15 protein-coding genes are annotated in these 16,694 nt (G+C 54.9%); 9 read left to right on the forward strand and 6 right to left on the reverse strand.

The features are described from left to right. The first annotated feature begins 31 nt into the window (after positions 1 to 31). Positions 32 to 1,804, forward strand: a complete 1,773-nt coding sequence (locus tag FBR45_RS21880; protein WP_138506303.1) for an ABC transporter ATP-binding protein — start codon at positions 32 to 34, stop codon at positions 1,802 to 1,804. Between the two features lie 24 nt (positions 1,805 to 1,828). Here FBR45_RS21880 and FBR45_RS21885 read toward each other — a convergent pair whose 3' ends face one another. From FBR45_RS21885 to FBR45_RS21895, 3 genes are read right to left on the reverse strand one after another with little or no spacing between them, the layout of a single operon-like run. Further along, positions 1,829 to 3,091, reverse strand: a complete 1,263-nt coding sequence (locus FBR45_RS21885; protein WP_138506305.1) for an NAD(P)/FAD-dependent oxidoreductase — start codon at positions 3,089 to 3,091, stop codon at positions 1,829 to 1,831. After that, complete coding sequence (locus FBR45_RS21890; protein ID WP_138506308.1) at positions 3,088 to 4,092, reverse strand: 4-hydroxyproline epimerase; 1,005 nt, start codon at positions 4,090 to 4,092, stop codon at positions 3,088 to 3,090. Before FBR45_RS21890 ends, FBR45_RS21885 begins: the two co-directional genes overlap by 4 nt. A gap of 12 nt (positions 4,093 to 4,104) precedes the next feature. Further along, complete coding sequence (locus tag FBR45_RS21895) at positions 4,105 to 5,019, reverse strand: dihydrodipicolinate synthase family protein (protein ID WP_138506310.1); 915 nt, start codon at positions 5,017 to 5,019, stop codon at positions 4,105 to 4,107. A 137-nt stretch (positions 5,020 to 5,156) separates the two neighbouring features. On the opposite strand from FBR45_RS21895, the gene FBR45_RS21900 reads away from it, so the two are divergent. The 5 genes from FBR45_RS21900 (at position 5,157) to FBR45_RS21920 (ending at position 10,859) form a co-directional block, all read left to right on the forward strand. Next, the gene (locus FBR45_RS21900) at positions 5,157 to 6,065 is read left to right on the forward strand and encodes an AraC family transcriptional regulator (protein WP_138506312.1); all 909 of its coding nucleotides are present in this window, start codon (positions 5,157 to 5,159) and stop codon (positions 6,063 to 6,065) included. Between the two features lie 117 nt (positions 6,066 to 6,182). Continuing rightward, a complete protein-coding gene (locus FBR45_RS21905) occupies positions 6,183 to 7,841 on the forward strand; it encodes a M1 family metallopeptidase (protein ID WP_394344393.1) in 1,659 nt (552 codons plus the stop codon). A 284-nt stretch (positions 7,842 to 8,125) separates the two neighbouring features. Then, complete coding sequence (locus FBR45_RS21910) at positions 8,126 to 9,205, forward strand: Gfo/Idh/MocA family protein (RefSeq protein ID WP_138506316.1); 1,080 nt, start codon at positions 8,126 to 8,128, stop codon at positions 9,203 to 9,205. Next, complete coding sequence (locus FBR45_RS21915) at positions 9,202 to 10,029, forward strand: sugar phosphate isomerase/epimerase family protein (protein WP_138506318.1); 828 nt, start codon at positions 9,202 to 9,204, stop codon at positions 10,027 to 10,029. Before FBR45_RS21910 ends, FBR45_RS21915 begins: the two co-directional genes overlap by 4 nt. 17 nt (positions 10,030 to 10,046) lie before the next feature. After that, the gene (locus FBR45_RS21920; protein WP_138506320.1) at positions 10,047 to 10,859 is read left to right on the forward strand and encodes an alpha/beta fold hydrolase; all 813 of its coding nucleotides are present in this window, start codon (positions 10,047 to 10,049) and stop codon (positions 10,857 to 10,859) included. Between the two features lie 7 nt (positions 10,860 to 10,866). On the opposite strand, the gene FBR45_RS21925 is transcribed toward FBR45_RS21920, so the two are convergent. From FBR45_RS21925 to FBR45_RS21935, 3 genes are all read right to left on the reverse strand, one after another. After that, positions 10,867 to 12,129 carry a cation:proton antiporter gene (locus tag FBR45_RS21925; protein WP_138506322.1) on the reverse strand — a complete coding sequence of 421 codons (1,263 nt, stop codon included), beginning with the start codon at positions 12,127 to 12,129 and terminating at the stop codon, positions 10,867 to 10,869. Positions 12,130 to 12,162: 33 nt separating this feature from the next. After that, positions 12,163 to 13,053 carry a YitT family protein gene (locus tag FBR45_RS21930; RefSeq protein ID WP_138506324.1) on the reverse strand — a complete coding sequence of 297 codons (891 nt, stop codon included), beginning with the start codon at positions 13,051 to 13,053 and terminating at the stop codon, positions 12,163 to 12,165. A 327-nt stretch (positions 13,054 to 13,380) separates the two neighbouring features. Beyond that, positions 13,381 to 13,803 carry a hypothetical protein gene (locus tag FBR45_RS21935; protein ID WP_138506326.1) on the reverse strand — a complete coding sequence of 141 codons (423 nt, stop codon included), beginning with the start codon at positions 13,801 to 13,803 and terminating at the stop codon, positions 13,381 to 13,383. Positions 13,804 to 14,013: 210 nt separating this feature from the next. Here FBR45_RS21935 and FBR45_RS21940 point away from each other — a divergent pair, with 210 nt between their 5' ends. The 3 genes from FBR45_RS21940 to FBR45_RS21950 all read left to right on the forward strand — a co-directional run bounded on the left by FBR45_RS21940 (position 14,014) and on the right by FBR45_RS21950 (position 16,487). Beyond that, the gene (locus FBR45_RS21940; RefSeq protein WP_138506328.1) at positions 14,014 to 14,367 is read left to right on the forward strand and encodes a helix-turn-helix domain-containing protein; all 354 of its coding nucleotides are present in this window, start codon (positions 14,014 to 14,016) and stop codon (positions 14,365 to 14,367) included. Between the two features lie 158 nt (positions 14,368 to 14,525). Further along, entirely contained in the window at positions 14,526 to 15,485 is a 960-nt protein-coding gene (locus FBR45_RS21945) for a ParA family protein (protein ID WP_138506330.1), read from the forward strand. 12 nt (positions 15,486 to 15,497) lie between these two features. Further along, positions 15,498 to 16,487 (forward strand): ParB N-terminal domain-containing protein, encoded by a 990-nt coding sequence (locus FBR45_RS21950; RefSeq protein WP_138506332.1) that lies wholly within the window; start codon positions 15,498 to 15,500, stop codon positions 16,485 to 16,487. Positions 16,488 to 16,694 lie beyond the last annotated feature (207 nt).

Consider the following 16,694-nt stretch of genomic DNA (forward strand, 5'->3'; position numbering starts at 1 on the left):
TGCATCAGTCATTACGTTAACCCCAACAGGCGTGCCGATTCTCTGGAAATATCTGTATCCATACCGCTGGCTGGCCGTTCTGGCGCTGGGCCTGGCGGGCGTCGCTCAGGCGCTGGCCCTGATTGACCCAATCATCTTCGGTAAACTGATCGACGAGTATGCCACGAATCCGGGGCAGAAAAACGAGTCGGAGAAAATACGCGGGGTTGTACAGCTGCTGGGACTGGCCGTTGGGGTAGCCATTCTGGCCAACGTCATGAAAGCCCTGCAGGAGTACGTCACGCGGCTGGTGGTGCAGAAATTTGGAACTGATATCTTCAACGACGGACTGAAACAAACCCTTCGGCTATCGTATCAGGAGTTTGGCGACCAGAGCAGCGGGGCTACACTGGCCATTCTGCAAAAGGTTCGTACTGACACCGAGAAATTCATTAACTCGTTTATCAACGTACTCTTTGCGTCGGTAGTGGGTATGGGCTTTTTGATCTGGTACGCCGTCACGAAACACTGGGCGCTGGTTCCGGTGTTTCTGATCGGGGTGTTGTTGCTGGGCGGGCTCACGGGCCTGCTCAGCCGACAGATCAAAACAACCCAGCGCTCCATCAACCGCGAAACAGCGCTCCTGTCGGGTGTCATTACCGAGTCGCTCCGGAACATCGAGCTGGTCAAAAGTCTGGGTCTTACCTTTTCGGAGATACGGCGGTTGACGGGCCAGACCCGTAAAATTTTTGAGCTGGAGATGTTTAAAGTCCGGCGGGTTCGGATGCTGTCGTTCTGGCAAAGCAGTACACTCAGCATCCTGAAACAATCGGTATTGTTCACCCTGCTGTGGTTGATTTTTCGGGACATTCTGAGCACCGGAGAGCTGATTTCAATGCAGTTCATCTCGGTCGCCATCTTCACTCCACTGCAGGAACTGGGCAATATCATCCTGGCCTACCGCGAGGCCGAAGCCGGGCTGAACAGTTTTGCATCGCTGATGGACAAACCGATCGAGCGCAATCCCGAATCACCGATCGAGGTGGGGCCGATCGAGCGGTTGCGGTTCACTGACGTGGTGTTCCGGCATAAAGGAGCCAGCCAGAACGCTATTGACGGCGTATCGTTCGATGCCGCGCTGGGCGATACCATTGCCTTCGTCGGCCCTTCTGGCTCGGGTAAATCAACGATGGTTAAACTGCTGGTGGGCCTGTACAGACCCGTAGGTGGTGAAATCTATTTCAACGACATCTCAACGAAAGACCTTCGGTTCAACCCGATGCGCCGGCAGATTGGTTTCGTCACGCAGGATACGCACCTGTTTTCGGGTACCATTCGGGAGAACCTGCTCTTCGTCAAACCCGACGCTACGGAAGCCGAGATGCTCGAAGCCCTCGACAAAGCCGCCTGTAATAACCTCCTGGCCCGCTCCGCAAAAGGCATCGATACACCCATTGGCGAAGGGGGACTGAAAATGTCGGGGGGCGAAAAACAACGCTTGTCCATTGCGCGGGCGCTGGTTCGAAACCCACGGCTGTTGATTTTCGACGAGGCCACATCGGCGCTCGACTCGCTTACCGAAGATGAAATTACGGCTACGGTTCGGGCGGTATCGGCGCTGAATGAACAGATCACGATTCTGATTGCCCACCGGCTCTCCACCATCCTGCACGCCAACACGATTTTCGTACTCGAAAAAGGTAAGATCGTAGAAACCGGGAGCCATGCCGACCTGGTCGAGCGCAAGGGCCTGTACTATGCCATGTGGCGTCAGCAGATCGGCGAGCGGAAGGTCATTGACCCGGCCCCGGTAGAACCCGACTAACCCCGCTCCTACCCCCAGGTCGGGTCACGCAAACCGGTCGGGGCGGAAGGGATCGAGCTTAACCCCGGTACTAGTTCCGGCAATAGTCTCGGCAACGAGCTTTCCGGTAGCGGGCCCGAGACTCAGCCCCATCATGCCATGACCGGTGGCCAGGGTTACGTTGTCAAAACGACCTGTACGACCAATATACGGCAAACCGTCCGGCGAGCAGGGCCGTAGTCCCTTCCAGACACGGTCGACGGTTGGCATCTGCACCGGAATGTCCGGGTAATACTGGCCGATCGATTCGTAAATACCCCGTACCCGGTTCATGTTAATGGTCTGGTCAGTGCCGGCAACTTCCAGCGTACCCGCAAACCGCAGGCTGTTCCCCATGGGTGTGGCTGTGGCCCTTGCCTCGAGCATGATGGCCGGAATCTGCACGTTACTGGCCAGGTTGGGTACCATGAAACTATACCCCTTTCCGCCCTGTAGAGGGAGAAAAAACCCAAGCTGGCGGGCCAACTCCGGCGACCAGGCTCCGCCCGCCACGACCACCTCATCGACCGGATACTCACCCCGATTGGTGCGGACACTACTCAGCCGGCGGTTCTCGGTTTTGAAACCCGTAACGGGCGCTTCTTCCACAAACTGAACCTCATGAATCCGTAGCCAGCTGATCAGCGAGCTAATCAGTTCTGCCGGGTTGAGGTGCGCATCGCCGGGGTAATACACCGCCCCCCGAACCTCGACCCGGACCTGCGGTTCAAGGGCCTGCACCTGCGCGCCGGTCAATACCTGGGCTTCAATACCTGACCGGTTGGCTACCCGAGCCTCCTCGCCCATCTCATGTTCGGCAGAAACGGTTTTGTAGAGCATAAAAAGCCCCCGCTCCTGCCAGCCAAAACTTAGTTCGTCCGTAGCAGCCAGTTCCTGGTACAGTTGCTTGCTGAGCAGGCTGATGTCGCGCAGCGCGGGTATGGCCTGCGCCACGTGTGCGTCCGTGGCATGTCGGTAAAACAGCCAGCCCCAGCGCACCAGGTCGGCGTTGAGCCGGGGCTTTACGTAAAACGGACTGGTCGACCGAAGCATCCAGCGAAGCCCTTTGGCAATCATACCCGGCTGCGCCAGTGGAATAATATGACTGGGTACAATCATACCGGCATTCCCGAACGAACACCCATCCGTAATCCGGTTCTGGTCGAAGATCGTTACCCGGTAACCAGCCTGACGAAGGTAATAGGCCGAGCACAGGCCCGCTATGCCGCCACCAATGATTCCGACATGGAGACCTTTGTTCTGGATCATAAAACCTGGAAGCCAAACCGGTAAGGATCAGCCTCGTTTACGATAATATGGTTATAACCATGAATAACCGCCCACCCTTCAATACTAGGCACAATGGCGGGTTTACCGCCCAACTCGGTTTCGGCTTCGATCCGCCCGTTGAATATGGAGCCGATGATACTCTCGTGCACAAAGGTCTCGCCTGGTTTCAGCCGACCCTGGGCGTACCATTGAGCCAGTCGGGCCGAAGTGCCGGTGCCGCAGGGCGATCGGTCGATGGCTTTATCGCCGTAGAAAACAGCATTTCGGGCAGTGGAGGTCGGCTGCAACGGCGCGCCCGTCCAGAGGATGTGGCTTAGTCCGTTAATTGTCGGATTTTCGGGATGAACGAAGGTGTACCGCTCATTCAGCCGCTGACGCATGACGCGGGCCCAGGCAATGAGCTGTTCCGCCTTGTAATGCTCCAGCCCGGGGAACGACGGTTGCGGATCGACGATGGCATAAAAATTTCCGCCGTAGGCCACATCGACCGTCAGCTCTCCCAGATCGGGACACTCGACCGTCAGTTTTTCGGCGGCCAGATACGACTTCACGTTGGTAATCTTTACTGACGTTACCCGGCCGCCTTCCTGCTTGTATTCGGCGCGAACCAAACCCGCCGGCACTTCCAGCAACAGAACCCCCGGCGTTTTAGGCATGATGAGTCCCTGCTCGATGGCTACTGTAACGGTTCCGATGGTGCCATGCCCACACATGGGTAAACAGCCCGATGTTTCGATAAACAGCACCCCGGCATCATGAGCCGGGGTGGTTGGCGGGTAGAGAATACTTCCCGACATCATATCATGTCCGCGTGGCTCAAACATCAGCGCTTTGCGAATCCAGTCGTACTCGCGCAGAAAATGCTGCCGCTTCTCGCTCATCGACTCACCGATCAACGCAGGAATGCTACCCCCCGTAACCACCCGCACCGGATTACCACAGGTATGCGCGTCGATGCAGAAAAAATGAAAGTCTGGCATATGAACTAGTTATTATCGAGCAGCCGTTAGCTCGGGCCGGCAGGCAAGCTGGGTTTGAATCAACGACCAGATTTGTTCCCGCTCGGTCGGGTCGAGGGTGAGTCGGGGGGCGCGAACGTGTTCAGACCCGATACCGGTAGCGGTAGCCGCCAGTTTGATATACTGAACCAGCTTAGGATGAATGTCCAGCTCAAGCAGGGGCATGAACCACCGGTAAATGTCGCGGGCTTCGTCAAGCTGACCAGCTTTTGTCAACTCATAAATGGCTACCGTCTCCGCCGGAAACGCATCGACCAGTCCCGCCACCCAGCCGTCGGCACCCAGTACGAGGGCTTCGAAAGCCAGCGTATCCACCCCGCCCAGAATCCTGAATCGATCGCCGAACGCATTGCGCATCCGGGTAATATTTGTCAGATCTCGGGTCGATTCTTTAACGGCCTGTATGTTCGGTAACTCAGCCAGTTCCCTGAACATGGCCACGGTAGTCATAATCTTGTAATCATAGGGATTATTATAGATCATGATCGGCAGCGAAGTTGCTTCCGCCACGGTCTTGAAGAACGTCACGGTCTCGCGCGGGTCGGCATAGTACCGCATGGGGGGTAATACCATCAGCCCATCGGCGCCATGGGCTTCGGCTTCCCGGGCGCAGGCTACCGCTTCGCGCGTGGCCTGCTCGGCAATATTCATCAGCACCGGAACGCGGCCGTTACTAACCGACTGCGCCGTTTGCAGCAGGGTTATCTTTTCCGGCCGGGTAAGCGTACTGGCCTCGCCAAGCGATCCACCCAGTATCAGGCCATGAACACCAGCCTCAAGCTGGGCATGCAGGTTGGTTTCAAACAGCGGCAGGTCGAGCTGATCGTCGGCTGTAAACGGAGTGAGCAGGGCGGGATATACGCCCTCCCATTGAACGGGTTGTGCCATAGGAGCTATCCGGTTGAAAAAGGTACAGACAAATGTCCGGCAGATCCGTTTCTGACGGCTATGGCGTATTAGCCAATACTAATACATTTTTCACTCATTTTAAGTATTTATACAGTTCATATATGCTTTACTGTATCATGAAACCTTTACTGTTCCGGGTTCCAACGGTCGACTCCCGTTCGTTTCGGGTGCAGGTCGATGACGGGCCGCACCTGTACAACCGCCTTCACTTTCACCCGGAGTATCAGCTCACCCTGATTCGCGAGGGAGTAGGTACGCTGGTTGCGGGCGATCGAATTGACCGGTTTCAGCCTTTCGATGTGCTGCTGCTCGGGGCTAACCTCCCACACGTGTTTAGAAACGATCCTTCCTATTTTGAAGCCGGGTCGACGCAGCGGGCGTTGTCGTATTCCGTGTTTCTGCGGTACAATCCGACCGACGGACCGCTATTTGGTTTGCCCGAACTGGAACACCTGACCCACCTGCTGCGGGATTCGATCTACGGGGTTCGTATTCGGGCCACCCAGCCGAACGCCCTGACCAGCCAGCTTGAGGAGTTACACCGGCTTCGTCCGTTCGAGCAGCTGACCTGTTTATTTTCGGTACTTGACCAGCTGGCCGCCCATCCGAACCGGGAAATGCTGTCGGCCACAGCCTATGAAAAACCACGCCGACCCGACGATCACCAGCGGCTCGATAATGTTTTCTCTTTTATCATGAATCGGTATGCCCAGCCCATTACCCTCGAGGATGTGGCGGCAGAAGCCAGTCTTACCCCCGGTGCCTTCTGCCGGTTTTTCCGCCTTCATACCCGAAAAACATTTTCGCGCCTGCTGAACGAAGTGCGGATCAAACACGCCTGTCGCATGTTGCAGGAAACGCCCGACAGCATAAGCCAGATCGCGCTGGCCTGCGGCTACGGTAATCTGTCTAATTTCAACCGCCAGTTCAAAGCCATTACAGGTTTGACCCCGGGTCATTATCTTCGCGCTGTCGATCAGACTCCTCTCCCGGGCAATACAGACCAAAAAATCGGGTTTAGATAGTATCAGACCCGGTAAATGCTTAATAAGCCGCTCATTTCTCCGGACTCTCCTTGGCCCGTGAACATACCTGACACTGTGGTTTCCAGCTCCCGCATCCGCCTGCTCCGTCCCTGCTTCCTGGGACTCTGTTTCCTGCTGATTTTTCTGGCGCTCGGGCCTGGACCCGGCTACGCCCAGCATTATTCGTTTACTCACGACGACACCCTTCGGGGCACCATCACCCCCGAACGGGCCTGGTGGGACCTGGCCTATTATCATCTTCAGGTGCGGTTACACCCTGAAGACAGCACCTTGAGCGGTAGCAATACGGTTCGGTACCGGGTTCTGAAACCCGGACAGGTTATGCAGATTGATTTGCAGCGACCCGTACAGATTGAAAAGGTAGAACAGGACGGCCAGTCTCTCCCGTTTCGGCGCGACGGTGATGCCTATTTTATTCAGCTGAAAAAACCCCAGCGCACTGGCCGAACCGAATCGATCACGGTCTTTTACGGCGGCAAACCACGCGTGGCCCGCAAACCACCCTGGGACGGCGGCATGGTTTATTCCCGGGATAAAAAAGGGCAGCTGTTCATCGCTACGGCCTGCCAGGGACTGGGGGCCAGCGCCTGGTGGCCCTGTAAAGACCATATGTACGACGAGCCCGATTCCATGCAGATATCGGTAACGGTTCCTGAGCAGCTGACCGACGTATCGAACGGGCGGCTGCGTCGTGTGGTGAAGAATAGTGACGGAACCCGCACGTTTACCTGGGCCGTCGTTAACCCGATCAACAATTACGGGGTAAACCTGAACGTCGGCAACTACGTACACTGGTCTGATACACTCCGGGGCGAAAAAGGCCCACTGACCATCGATTATTACGCGCTGGCCGAAACCGCCGACTCAGCCCGGCAACAGTTCAAACAGGTGAAGCCCATGCTGCGTGCTTTCGAGCACTGGTTCGGTCCGTATCCGTTCTACGAAGATGGCTATAAACTGGTTGAAGCCCCTTATCTGGGCATGGAGCATCAGAGTTCAGTAACCTACGGAAACGGCTTCAAAAACGGGTACCGCGGCCGGGATCTGTCAGGAACGGGCTGGGGGCTGCTCTGGGATTTTATTATCATCCACGAATCAGGTCATGAATGGTTCGCCAACAACATCACCTACAAAGACGTGGCTGACATGTGGGTACACGAGAGCTTTACCAACTACGCCGAGAACCTGTACGTCGAATATTACCACGGCAAAGACGCGGGGGCTACCTACGTTATTGGCTGTCGGAAACTGATTCGCAATGACCGGCCCATCGTCGGCATCTACGGGGTAAACCATGCCGGTTCGGGGGATATGTATTACAAAGGGGGCAACATGCTCCACACGATCCGGCAACTGGTAAACGACGATGCCAAATGGCGCCGGGCGTTGCGCGGACTCAACAAAACGTTTTACCACAAAACCGTGGAGGGCAGGCAGGTCGAAGCCGAGCTGAGCCGGCTAACCGGACTGAAACTGCAGCGTGTATTTGACCAGTACCTGCGCGATACCCGGATACCGACCCTTGCCTACCGGTTCGCTGGCAACATGCTGGAGTATCGCTGGACAAACTGCGTTGAGGGTTTCGACATGCCGGTAAACGTATGCCTCGGCGAGTCGGGACCGACCCAGCTCCTGCGGCCAACTACCCGCTGGCAACGGATGCCGGTTAGGGAGAAAACCCTTTCGGCCGACCCAAATTTTTACGTGCTTACCCAACTCGTAACCGAAACCACCCCCAGCGCTCAGGCTAATTAGCCGAGAACGATATGGGCGATTAGTTCGCGAGGCCCTGGCTCTCCACTCCATGACCATATCGACATGGGCCAGGACCTCGATGAATTACAGAACCGACAGGTCGGAGGGCGCCCGTCTCTGACCGACAGGGTAAAACATGTAAACATCGGCCCGGTGCAGGTTGGCGATCAGCTCGTGCTAACAATTTCATTGTTGTTTGTCCATGGGTTCATCCGTTGGACAGTTGCCGGGATGGCGCGTTCCTGCTTATTTGCGGCTGCTGTTTCTTAACCCGGCTAGTTTGTATGGTCAGAAAGGAAGAACGATTACTTAGGGTGGGCCTACTTGGGTGTGGGCCAATTGCTCAGTTTGCCCATTTCGAAGCTTGCCAAAAAGCTCGCAATGCCGAACTCTACGCGCTCTGCGACGCGGCCGACGACCTGCTTGATCGGATGGCCACCATCTGGCAACCCCGCCGGGCTTACCGAGACTATGACGCTATGCTGGCCGACCCGGCCGTTGAAGCGATTCTGATTGCGACGGCCGATGCCTTTCATTTGCCGATGGCCCTGCGGGCGGTCGAAGCCGGTAAACACGTGCTGGTAGAAAAACCGATGGGAACCTCGCTGACCGACTGTCTAAGGCTTCAGGAACTGACCAGGCAGCAGCAGGTACACGTGCAGGTGGGGCATATGAAACGCTTCGATCCGGGTATTGCCCACGCCCGACGGTTCATCCGGGACGAAGTTGGCGAGCTCATGTCCTACAACGGCTGGTACAGTGATAACACCCATCGATACACGGTTACCGACAACGTGCAGCCCATGCCCGTTCTATCGGCCAGAGCGTTAAAACCAGGCCACGACGAAAAAGCCGACAAAGCACGCTACTATCTGCTGGCTCATGGCAGCCACCTGCTCGATACCGCGCGGTTTCTGGCGGGGCCGATCGGGTCGGTCCGGGCGCGGCTGGTGCAAAAGTTCGGCGCCTATCACTGGATGCTGCAAACCGAATTTACAAACGGTGCCGTGGGGCATCTGGACCTGACCATCGGTTACCGGGGCGACTGGCATGAAGGCTTTTCGGCGGCCGGTCAGTGGGGCAGCGTTCAGGCAAAAACCTATAATCCCTGGTATTTCAGAGGCAGTGATGTCAGCTGTTTCTCCGAGCGCGATGCCATGTATCATCAAGTTCTGGGCGCTGATGCTCATTTTTACCGTTTACAACTCGAAGGAATGGCCGATACCATTCTGAATGAATTGCCGCAGCAAGGCACCACCGTGGCCGAGGGGCTGGATAACGTTCGCGCCATGCTGGCCGTTCAGCAGTCAGTTGCTACGGGCCAGCTGGTTTATCTGGACAACCTACAGGAAGGAGAACTATGATGGAGGTGGGCATCTTCGCCAAAACGTTTGCCGGACCCCTCCCCGATGTGCTGCGGGCCATCGAGGACCAGGGACTGAGCCGCATTCAGTTTAATTTTTCCTGCGCCGGACTGCCGTCCATGCCCGATGCTGTCGATGCGTCTACCCGCCTTTTCATCCAGCAGGCGCTGGCTCAGTCGTCCGTGACGCTCGAAGCCGTTTCGGGCACGTTTAACATGATCCACCCTGATCGGTCGGTGCGGGTAAACGGCTTGCGTCAGTTGGGAGTCATTGCCGCCCAGTGCGCATGGCTTGGTACCAATCTGCTTACACTTTGTACCGGAACGCGGCACAAAATCGATATGTGGACAGCCCATCCCGATAATGATCGGCCGGACGCCTGGTACGATCTGCGCGAATCACTGGATAAGGCGCTGGAGCTGGCCGAACAGCATAATCTTTATCTGGGTATTGAGCCAGAGACCGCCAACGTGATCAATACCGTCGAAAAAGCCGCCCAGTTATTGAAAGAAGTCCGTTCACCCCGGCTGCGTATCATTTTTGACCCGGCTAATCTTTTTGAGCACGAACCTCTCTCTGTTGTTCGTCAGCGGATTACCCGTGGTCTCGATCAGCTGGGCGACGCCATCCAGTCAGTCCATGCCAAAGATCGCGACGCGTCGGGGCAGGTTGTGGCGGCCGGTACAGGTCGGCTCCCGTACAATGACTTTATTCAGGGGTTACGGGCCATCAACTACCGGGGCAATCTGATCCTGCATGGCTTATCCTCGGCCGAAGTGAGTACCAGCATTGCCTTTATCCGGCAGCTCCTGCACCAGAAGTAGCACTTGTTACAGACAAAATGACCTATCCCCTACTTCCATACACCACCCTTGGCCAGGGGCAGCCGCTGGTACTGCTACATGGTCTGGGCGGTAACCGACACCAATGGATATCGCTACTGGAACCGATTCCCGGATATCAACTTCTCGTTCCTGATCTGCCGGGTCATGGCGACGCCAGCTGGTTACCAACTGCCCCCTGTTCCTTCGATTCGTTTGCTCAGGCAGTGGCCGATTGGCTGGATCTTCTGACTCAGGAAGGTCAGATAACAGGCCCTATCGTGTTGGGCGGCATATCGATGGGGGCAGGCATCGCCATTCGATACGCGTTGAATCGCCCGGACCAAATCCGGAACCTGGTGCTGCTCCGGCCCGCCTGGGTAGATCAGCCCCTGCCTTCATCGTTGAGTATCCTGTATCGACTCGGGAAACGGCTGGAATCTGATCATGATACCCTCGCTACCCAAACGTGGCTCCTTCAGGATGAGTTATTTCTTACGCTTCAGACCGAAAACCCAGCCTGTGCAGCCTCAATAATGGGGCAATTAAACCGGCCTGACCCACCACTGACTGCCCGCACGCTGGTAGAAATCGTCAATAGCGCGCCTATACAGGATTGGGCGGAGGTGATGAGGCTCGCCCTGCCCACCCTGGTCATGGGCTCAACGGATGACCCACTTCATCCCATGGCTATGGCTACGAGCTGGGCGAACGCACTACCGAATGCCTCGTTTCGGGAGGTTGCCTCCCGGTACACAGAGCCTGACCAGCATACCGCCGATGTGAACCGGTGCATGTTCGAGTTTCTGACCGTCGGAAATAGGGGTAACTAAAACCAGATCATTCGGCCCGATCGGTCACTACGACCGGGCCTGCGTTACGCCGGTCCAATCGGTTCATAGCCGGGGTAGACAGAATGCCATGTAGAAAGACTGAAAGCAGGATTGTCCATCCAGTCAGCGCCCATATCCGCTCTGGCTGGCCGAAGGATACCTGCTGGAGCGCGAATGCGATATAAAACAAAGACCCGATACCTCGTATCCCGAAACTGGCGATGATCCAGCGTTTCAGGCCGGTGGCCCCGGTGTTACCCAGGGTCAGCCACCCACCGAGCGGACGGATAATCAGCACGAGCCCCGCTCCCAGCCCCGCATCCCGCCAGGTCAACGAATCCAGCAACCCTCCGGCTATGGTTCCCCCGAATAGCAACAGCAATACCGCAATCAAAAGTCGTTCAATCTGATCGGAGAAGGCGTGCATGTAGGTGTGGTACTCATGGGTTCGTTCGTGGCTCCGGATGGTGATGGCCGCTACAAAAACGGCCAGGAATCCGTATCCATGCACCAATTCTGTAACGCCATAGCTGATCAGCGTGACGGCCAGAGCTACGAAGCCGTAGGCCGTTGTTTTGATGCTGATCCGCTGGGGTAATCCGAAGATCAGGTAAGACAGCAGCCGGCCCGAAAGCCACCCGCCCAACACCCCTACGCTAACCCGAAGCCCAATGTCGTACAGTGCCCACTCGGTAATCATTGCCGATGATACTGAACCCGCCTTGGCAACCGCAATGGCCAGAAAAACAAATGGGAACGCCATGCCGTCATTCAAGCCGGCTTCAGCCGTCAACGCAAACCGCACCGAATCTTCTTTCCCTTCGTTCGGGTCACCCACCTGAATATCGCCGGCCAGCACCGGATCCGTGGGAGCCAGTCCACCCGCCAGCAGAATCGCCGAAGCCAGTGGCCACCCGGCCCAGTCGGCCGCAATCCAGGCGAATACGATAATTGTTACCACCATTGTAAGCCAGACCAGCCGGATTGGTAAACGCCAGCCGCGCCAGCTGAACCGCCGGTCTATTTTCAGGCCCGTACCCGTCAGCGCTACAATGACACAGAGCTCCGTTAGCCGGGTTGTCAGTTCAGGATGCAGCATGGGCGACGGATCGGGCAGCGGCAACGGAAGCTTGTAGAGCAGCCAGCCCGCCACCACAAACAAAATTGGGTACGACAGCGGATAATCTTTTAATAGGGATGGTAACCAGGCTACCGCCAGTATGGCGATAGCCAGGATAACCAGCCATAAATCATAGTTGTACGAAAGCATTATTCGTTTGGAGAAAATGTGTCGATGCAGCCACTAGTGCAGGGGCCGCCCCTTAACCATTCCGCCTTTGGTATCGTCTACTCCATGATTGACAATGAACGCATTTTCATCAATACGCTCTATTCTGTCCTTCAGGCGGGTCAACTCCAGGCGGGTTACTATTACATAAAGAATATTCGTGTCATTTTGTTGAAGTCCCCGCTTGCCGTAGCCTTTTTCGCCCTTGAAAACGGTAATGCCCCGCCCCAGCTCCTGGGTCACCATTTCACGGATCACCTCATGATAGTCCGATATGATGATCACGGCCGTGTATTCCTCGATACCGTGAATCAGAAAGTCGACGGTTTTGGATGCGGCCAGGTAGGTCAGCATGGCGTAAAGCGCCGTTTCTACGGTCAGCAGCATGGCCGCGGCTCCGAATACCAGCACGTTGATGACCATGATAACGTCACCAACGGTCAGCGACGACCGGCGACTTATCCAGATGGCGAGAACCTCCGTGCCATCCAGCACCCCCCCACCCCGTATGGCCAATCCGATGCCGGCCCCGAGAAAAAAACCGCCAAAAACTGATATCAGTAGCTTATCCGTTGTCACGACAGGATACGGAACCAACACCAGGCAAAGAGCCAGCAGGCCAATGGCGATAACGGTTCGTACAGCAAACCCGGTCGAAATCTGCCGATAGCCCATCCAGATAAACGGCAGGTTAACCAGGATCACCAGCAACGCCAGCTCCACACCCGTCGTTATTTCGAGGAGCAGCGATATTCCCATGGCCCCGCCATCGATGAAATCGTTTGGTAACAGAAATCCCTTCAGGCCCATACCGGCACAAAGCACACCGGCGCACAGCAGGGCCAGGTCTTTCAGCCGTTGAACATGAGATTGTGAAGAATCTATGGAAGCAGTTTGAGAAATCATATGAACTAAAGCATTTAGTATGGATCAATTGGTACGGATCTGTTAATGAGCGCACTAACCGGGCTTAACCCATCAGAAAACAGCATACACGAAGCGTGTGGGGAACTGGCGAGCCTCCCTATGACGAGAAACGGGGGCGTGCACGCTCCTATCCCACCTAATCGGCGGTGGGGTATTCTGCCCAAGGTGTCAGGTCAGCCAGGCCACTGATGGGCCTGACGAACCGAACGTTTTCAGGTCTACGGATTGATGCACGTGGGCCAGGTAGTCGATCCCGTTTGCGGTGATTTCTACCTGAACAGCCGGTAATGAAGAAGCCCCCGGCGATCAGGGCGCGTTAATCGCAATCTGGTGTTCAAAAATTGGTCTGAGGAAGCCAAACCAGAAATACGAATCACCTGACTGACCGAGCAGCTCAATACAGAGGGTACGGCAGAAAGCCGAGAGCAGGCTGGGCAGGAAAACGACGGATGGCAGGAAGGAAAAGCCGGCTCTTGGGCTTACAACCGCAATCCGGTGGTCATGGTAAGCCGAGGATGAATAATCGGAATCAGCATCCCAGTTTTCGGACGAAGCGGTAGTTAAAAAGGCCTGTTCGCTGACAGCCGGTAAGTCAGCAGCCCGAACAGGCAACAGCAGTAACAGCCAGGCTGCCAGGAGGCCACCTATCCACTTTACTGATTGCCGTATGTCTAGTCCGCTTTTTCCCATGCTTCGGGTAAAGAAAGTATTTTTTTCAGGAAGAGCCATTAAATTAGTTGGTAAACCCGCAACTAATTATCGTACAACCGACTACTGCTCTTTATTCTTGGTCTGTTTCACTTGTCCCGATCCGACCAGGTGGTTTCCTGCCCGAACATTCACTAACGTTTCGACCCTTACCGCCTTCGATCAGCCAATTTTTATAAATTAGGCCTATATTTCAGCGTTCATTCGTTGTTTACCTTTATCATCGCTCCTATGGCCACTCCTGTTGGCAAAAAGTTTGACACAGTCGCTCCCCCACTCTACCGTGATCTTTTCGAGTTTATCGATGTCATGGGTATCAAGCAAAGCAGAGTGATCGAAGCGTTTGGTGTTGGCCGTTCCAACTGGTACAAGCTGAAGCAGCAGCACCTGAACGGCATCTCGCTGGAACACATGCATAACTTCGCTACCTATTTCGGGCTTCCCCCCGAAAAGGTAATGTCGCTTTGTTATATGACCTATGTTCGCGGTTTAACAATTCAGCAGGCCGTTGACACTCCAAGCGAGCAACCTGCTGTTGACCACAGCCGTACCGAAGTGGACTCCGATTTCCCACCTATTAACTAGTACATTTTTATCTTAGGGCCAAAAAACGAACAGAACGCGTCCCTCTCCCTCACTTTTTAAGCAAATTCAGCGAAAAATAGTTTGTAGTGTCTTAAAAATAAGACATAAGATATACTTTTGCCCTAATTATAAGACAATTCTAAACTCTATCACTCGACATGATCACTCACGAACAGGCTGTTCAGTTTCTGCGCAGAAACCCGGCTCTGTCAGCTTCTGTATTAGAAAAAGAAGCCGGATTGCCGGCCAGCACGTTGCTGAAAGCTGTGGCTGGCGATCGGGTTCTGAACGTAAAACACCTCGGTGCCCTGTTCCCGGTCCTGATTCGATACGGGTATCAGAACCAGCCCAAAGCCAGAGTCATTTCGGTTGTCAACCACAAAGGGGGCGTTGGCAAAACAACGACTACGCTGAACCTGGGCAGGGCCCTGTCGCGGATGAACTACCGCGTGTTGCTGATCGACATGGACTCGCAGGGTAACCTGTCTCAGGCGCTGGGAGTCGACGAACCCGAGAAGCAGGTCAAACACGCGCTACTCGACAACGAACCCTTGCCCATTCTCAACATCGGCGAACGGTACGATCTGTCGCCGAGCGATCTGGAGCTGGCCTATGCCGATCTGGAACTGGTACAGGTAGTCGGGGGCGTCAATCAACTGCGGAATGCAATCTCTCCCCTCCGATCGGAGTACGACTACATTCTCATCGACTGTCCACCGGCGCTCAACATTTTCACCAACTCGGCCCTGGTTGCGTCGCAGTCGTGCCTGGTTACGCTCCAGCCCGAGGTGTCGGCACTGAAAGGCATAAACAGCCTGATTGACCGAATTACCCAGGTCCGCGACCGCATCAACCACGAACTGACGGTAGAAGGTATCGTACTGACCATGGTTGACCGACGACTCAAGCTGCACCGCGATATGATTGAGTACGTCCATTCCAACCTGAGCAACTTTCGGATATTCAAAACCGAAATCCGGCTGAATGTCTCGCTGAAAGAGTCGCAGGTAGCACAACGGGATGTGTTCACCTATGCTAAAGAATCACACGGCGCTCAGGACTATTTAAAATTGGCCCACGAATTCACTCAGCCAGCTCCTCAACTGCTTACCGCCTAAACTGCACCCGGTATGAAAAAATACATGGAATCGCTGAGCACGAAGAAAATCATAAAAGATCAGAGCCTGCTCCGGCACGAAGATATCCGTCGCAACATCCGGGTATTACCCGAGCTACAGGCCTTCATCCCTCCTCTCCTTCCCGACGAACAGGCCCAGCTGGAAAACAACATCCGGAAAGACGGCTGCCGGGAAGCGCTGCTGGTATGGGAAACAACCGAGGGCAGCCTGGCCGGTTCGGACGATACAAACCCAGTTTATGTGCTGGTAGACGGCCACAATCGATATGGCATCTGCCAGCGTTTCGGCATCGATTTTCGGGTTAATCTAGTTTCCTTCTCGGGCATGGAGGAGGTCAGGAGCTTCATGATCGAAAATCAACTCGGACGCCGAAACCTGACCCCGGAACAGACCGCCTATTTTCGCGGCTTACGCTACCTAGATGAACGCGGGTCACGGGGCAAATACAAACGGGACAATCATAAAGGACAAAATGTCCCATATGCTTCAGCCGACTCCATCGACACGGTTTCGAATCCAGAGGCAAAAGCCGAATCGACCGCCCAGAAGATAGCCAAACAGTACAACGTTAACGAAAAGACAATTAAACGCGACGCCGAGTTTGCCGCGGGTATGGATAAACTGGCCCCTGCCCTGAAGGCGTCTATTTTGGCCGGTAGTGTCTCGGTAAGCAAATCGGTAATACAACAGCTGGCCAAAAGTGATATCCCAGCTGGTAGTCTCACTTCCATCGACAGTTTATTGACCGGGTCTGATCAACCCGTTACGGCTAACAAGCCAGCTTCGGCATCTATCGGTCGTCTGATGAGCAAACCAGCCAAACCGGCTGCACTACGCAAACGGTTACACTCGTTGCTAGCTTCACTAACCACTACTGGTGCTGATGAAGTGGATATCTGCGATCAGATTATTGACTGTGCCTCGATGCTGAAAAAGACGCTTGTTGAAAACTATTCAGGAGAGAGAGCGAAAAACCCATAAGGGGGCGGCCGCAACAGGGGGTTAAGGGAAAAAAGAGAGAGTGGTAAAAGGAAAGCCCTTAGTTTGAAAAAGAAAAAAAAACACCCACCTGCCATAAGACTAGGTGGGTGTTTTTTTTAGAGTGTGTTTTCTATTATTTTTTTAGATACTATTTTTCTTATTTTTAATATATTTTTAGGTCCCCTCTAATCCGCTGACTATCAGAAT

The organism is Spirosoma lacussanchae, from assembly GCF_005870035.1.
In the GTDB taxonomy this organism is placed as follows: domain Bacteria; phylum Bacteroidota; class Bacteroidia; order Cytophagales; family Spirosomataceae; genus Spirosoma; species Spirosoma lacussanchae.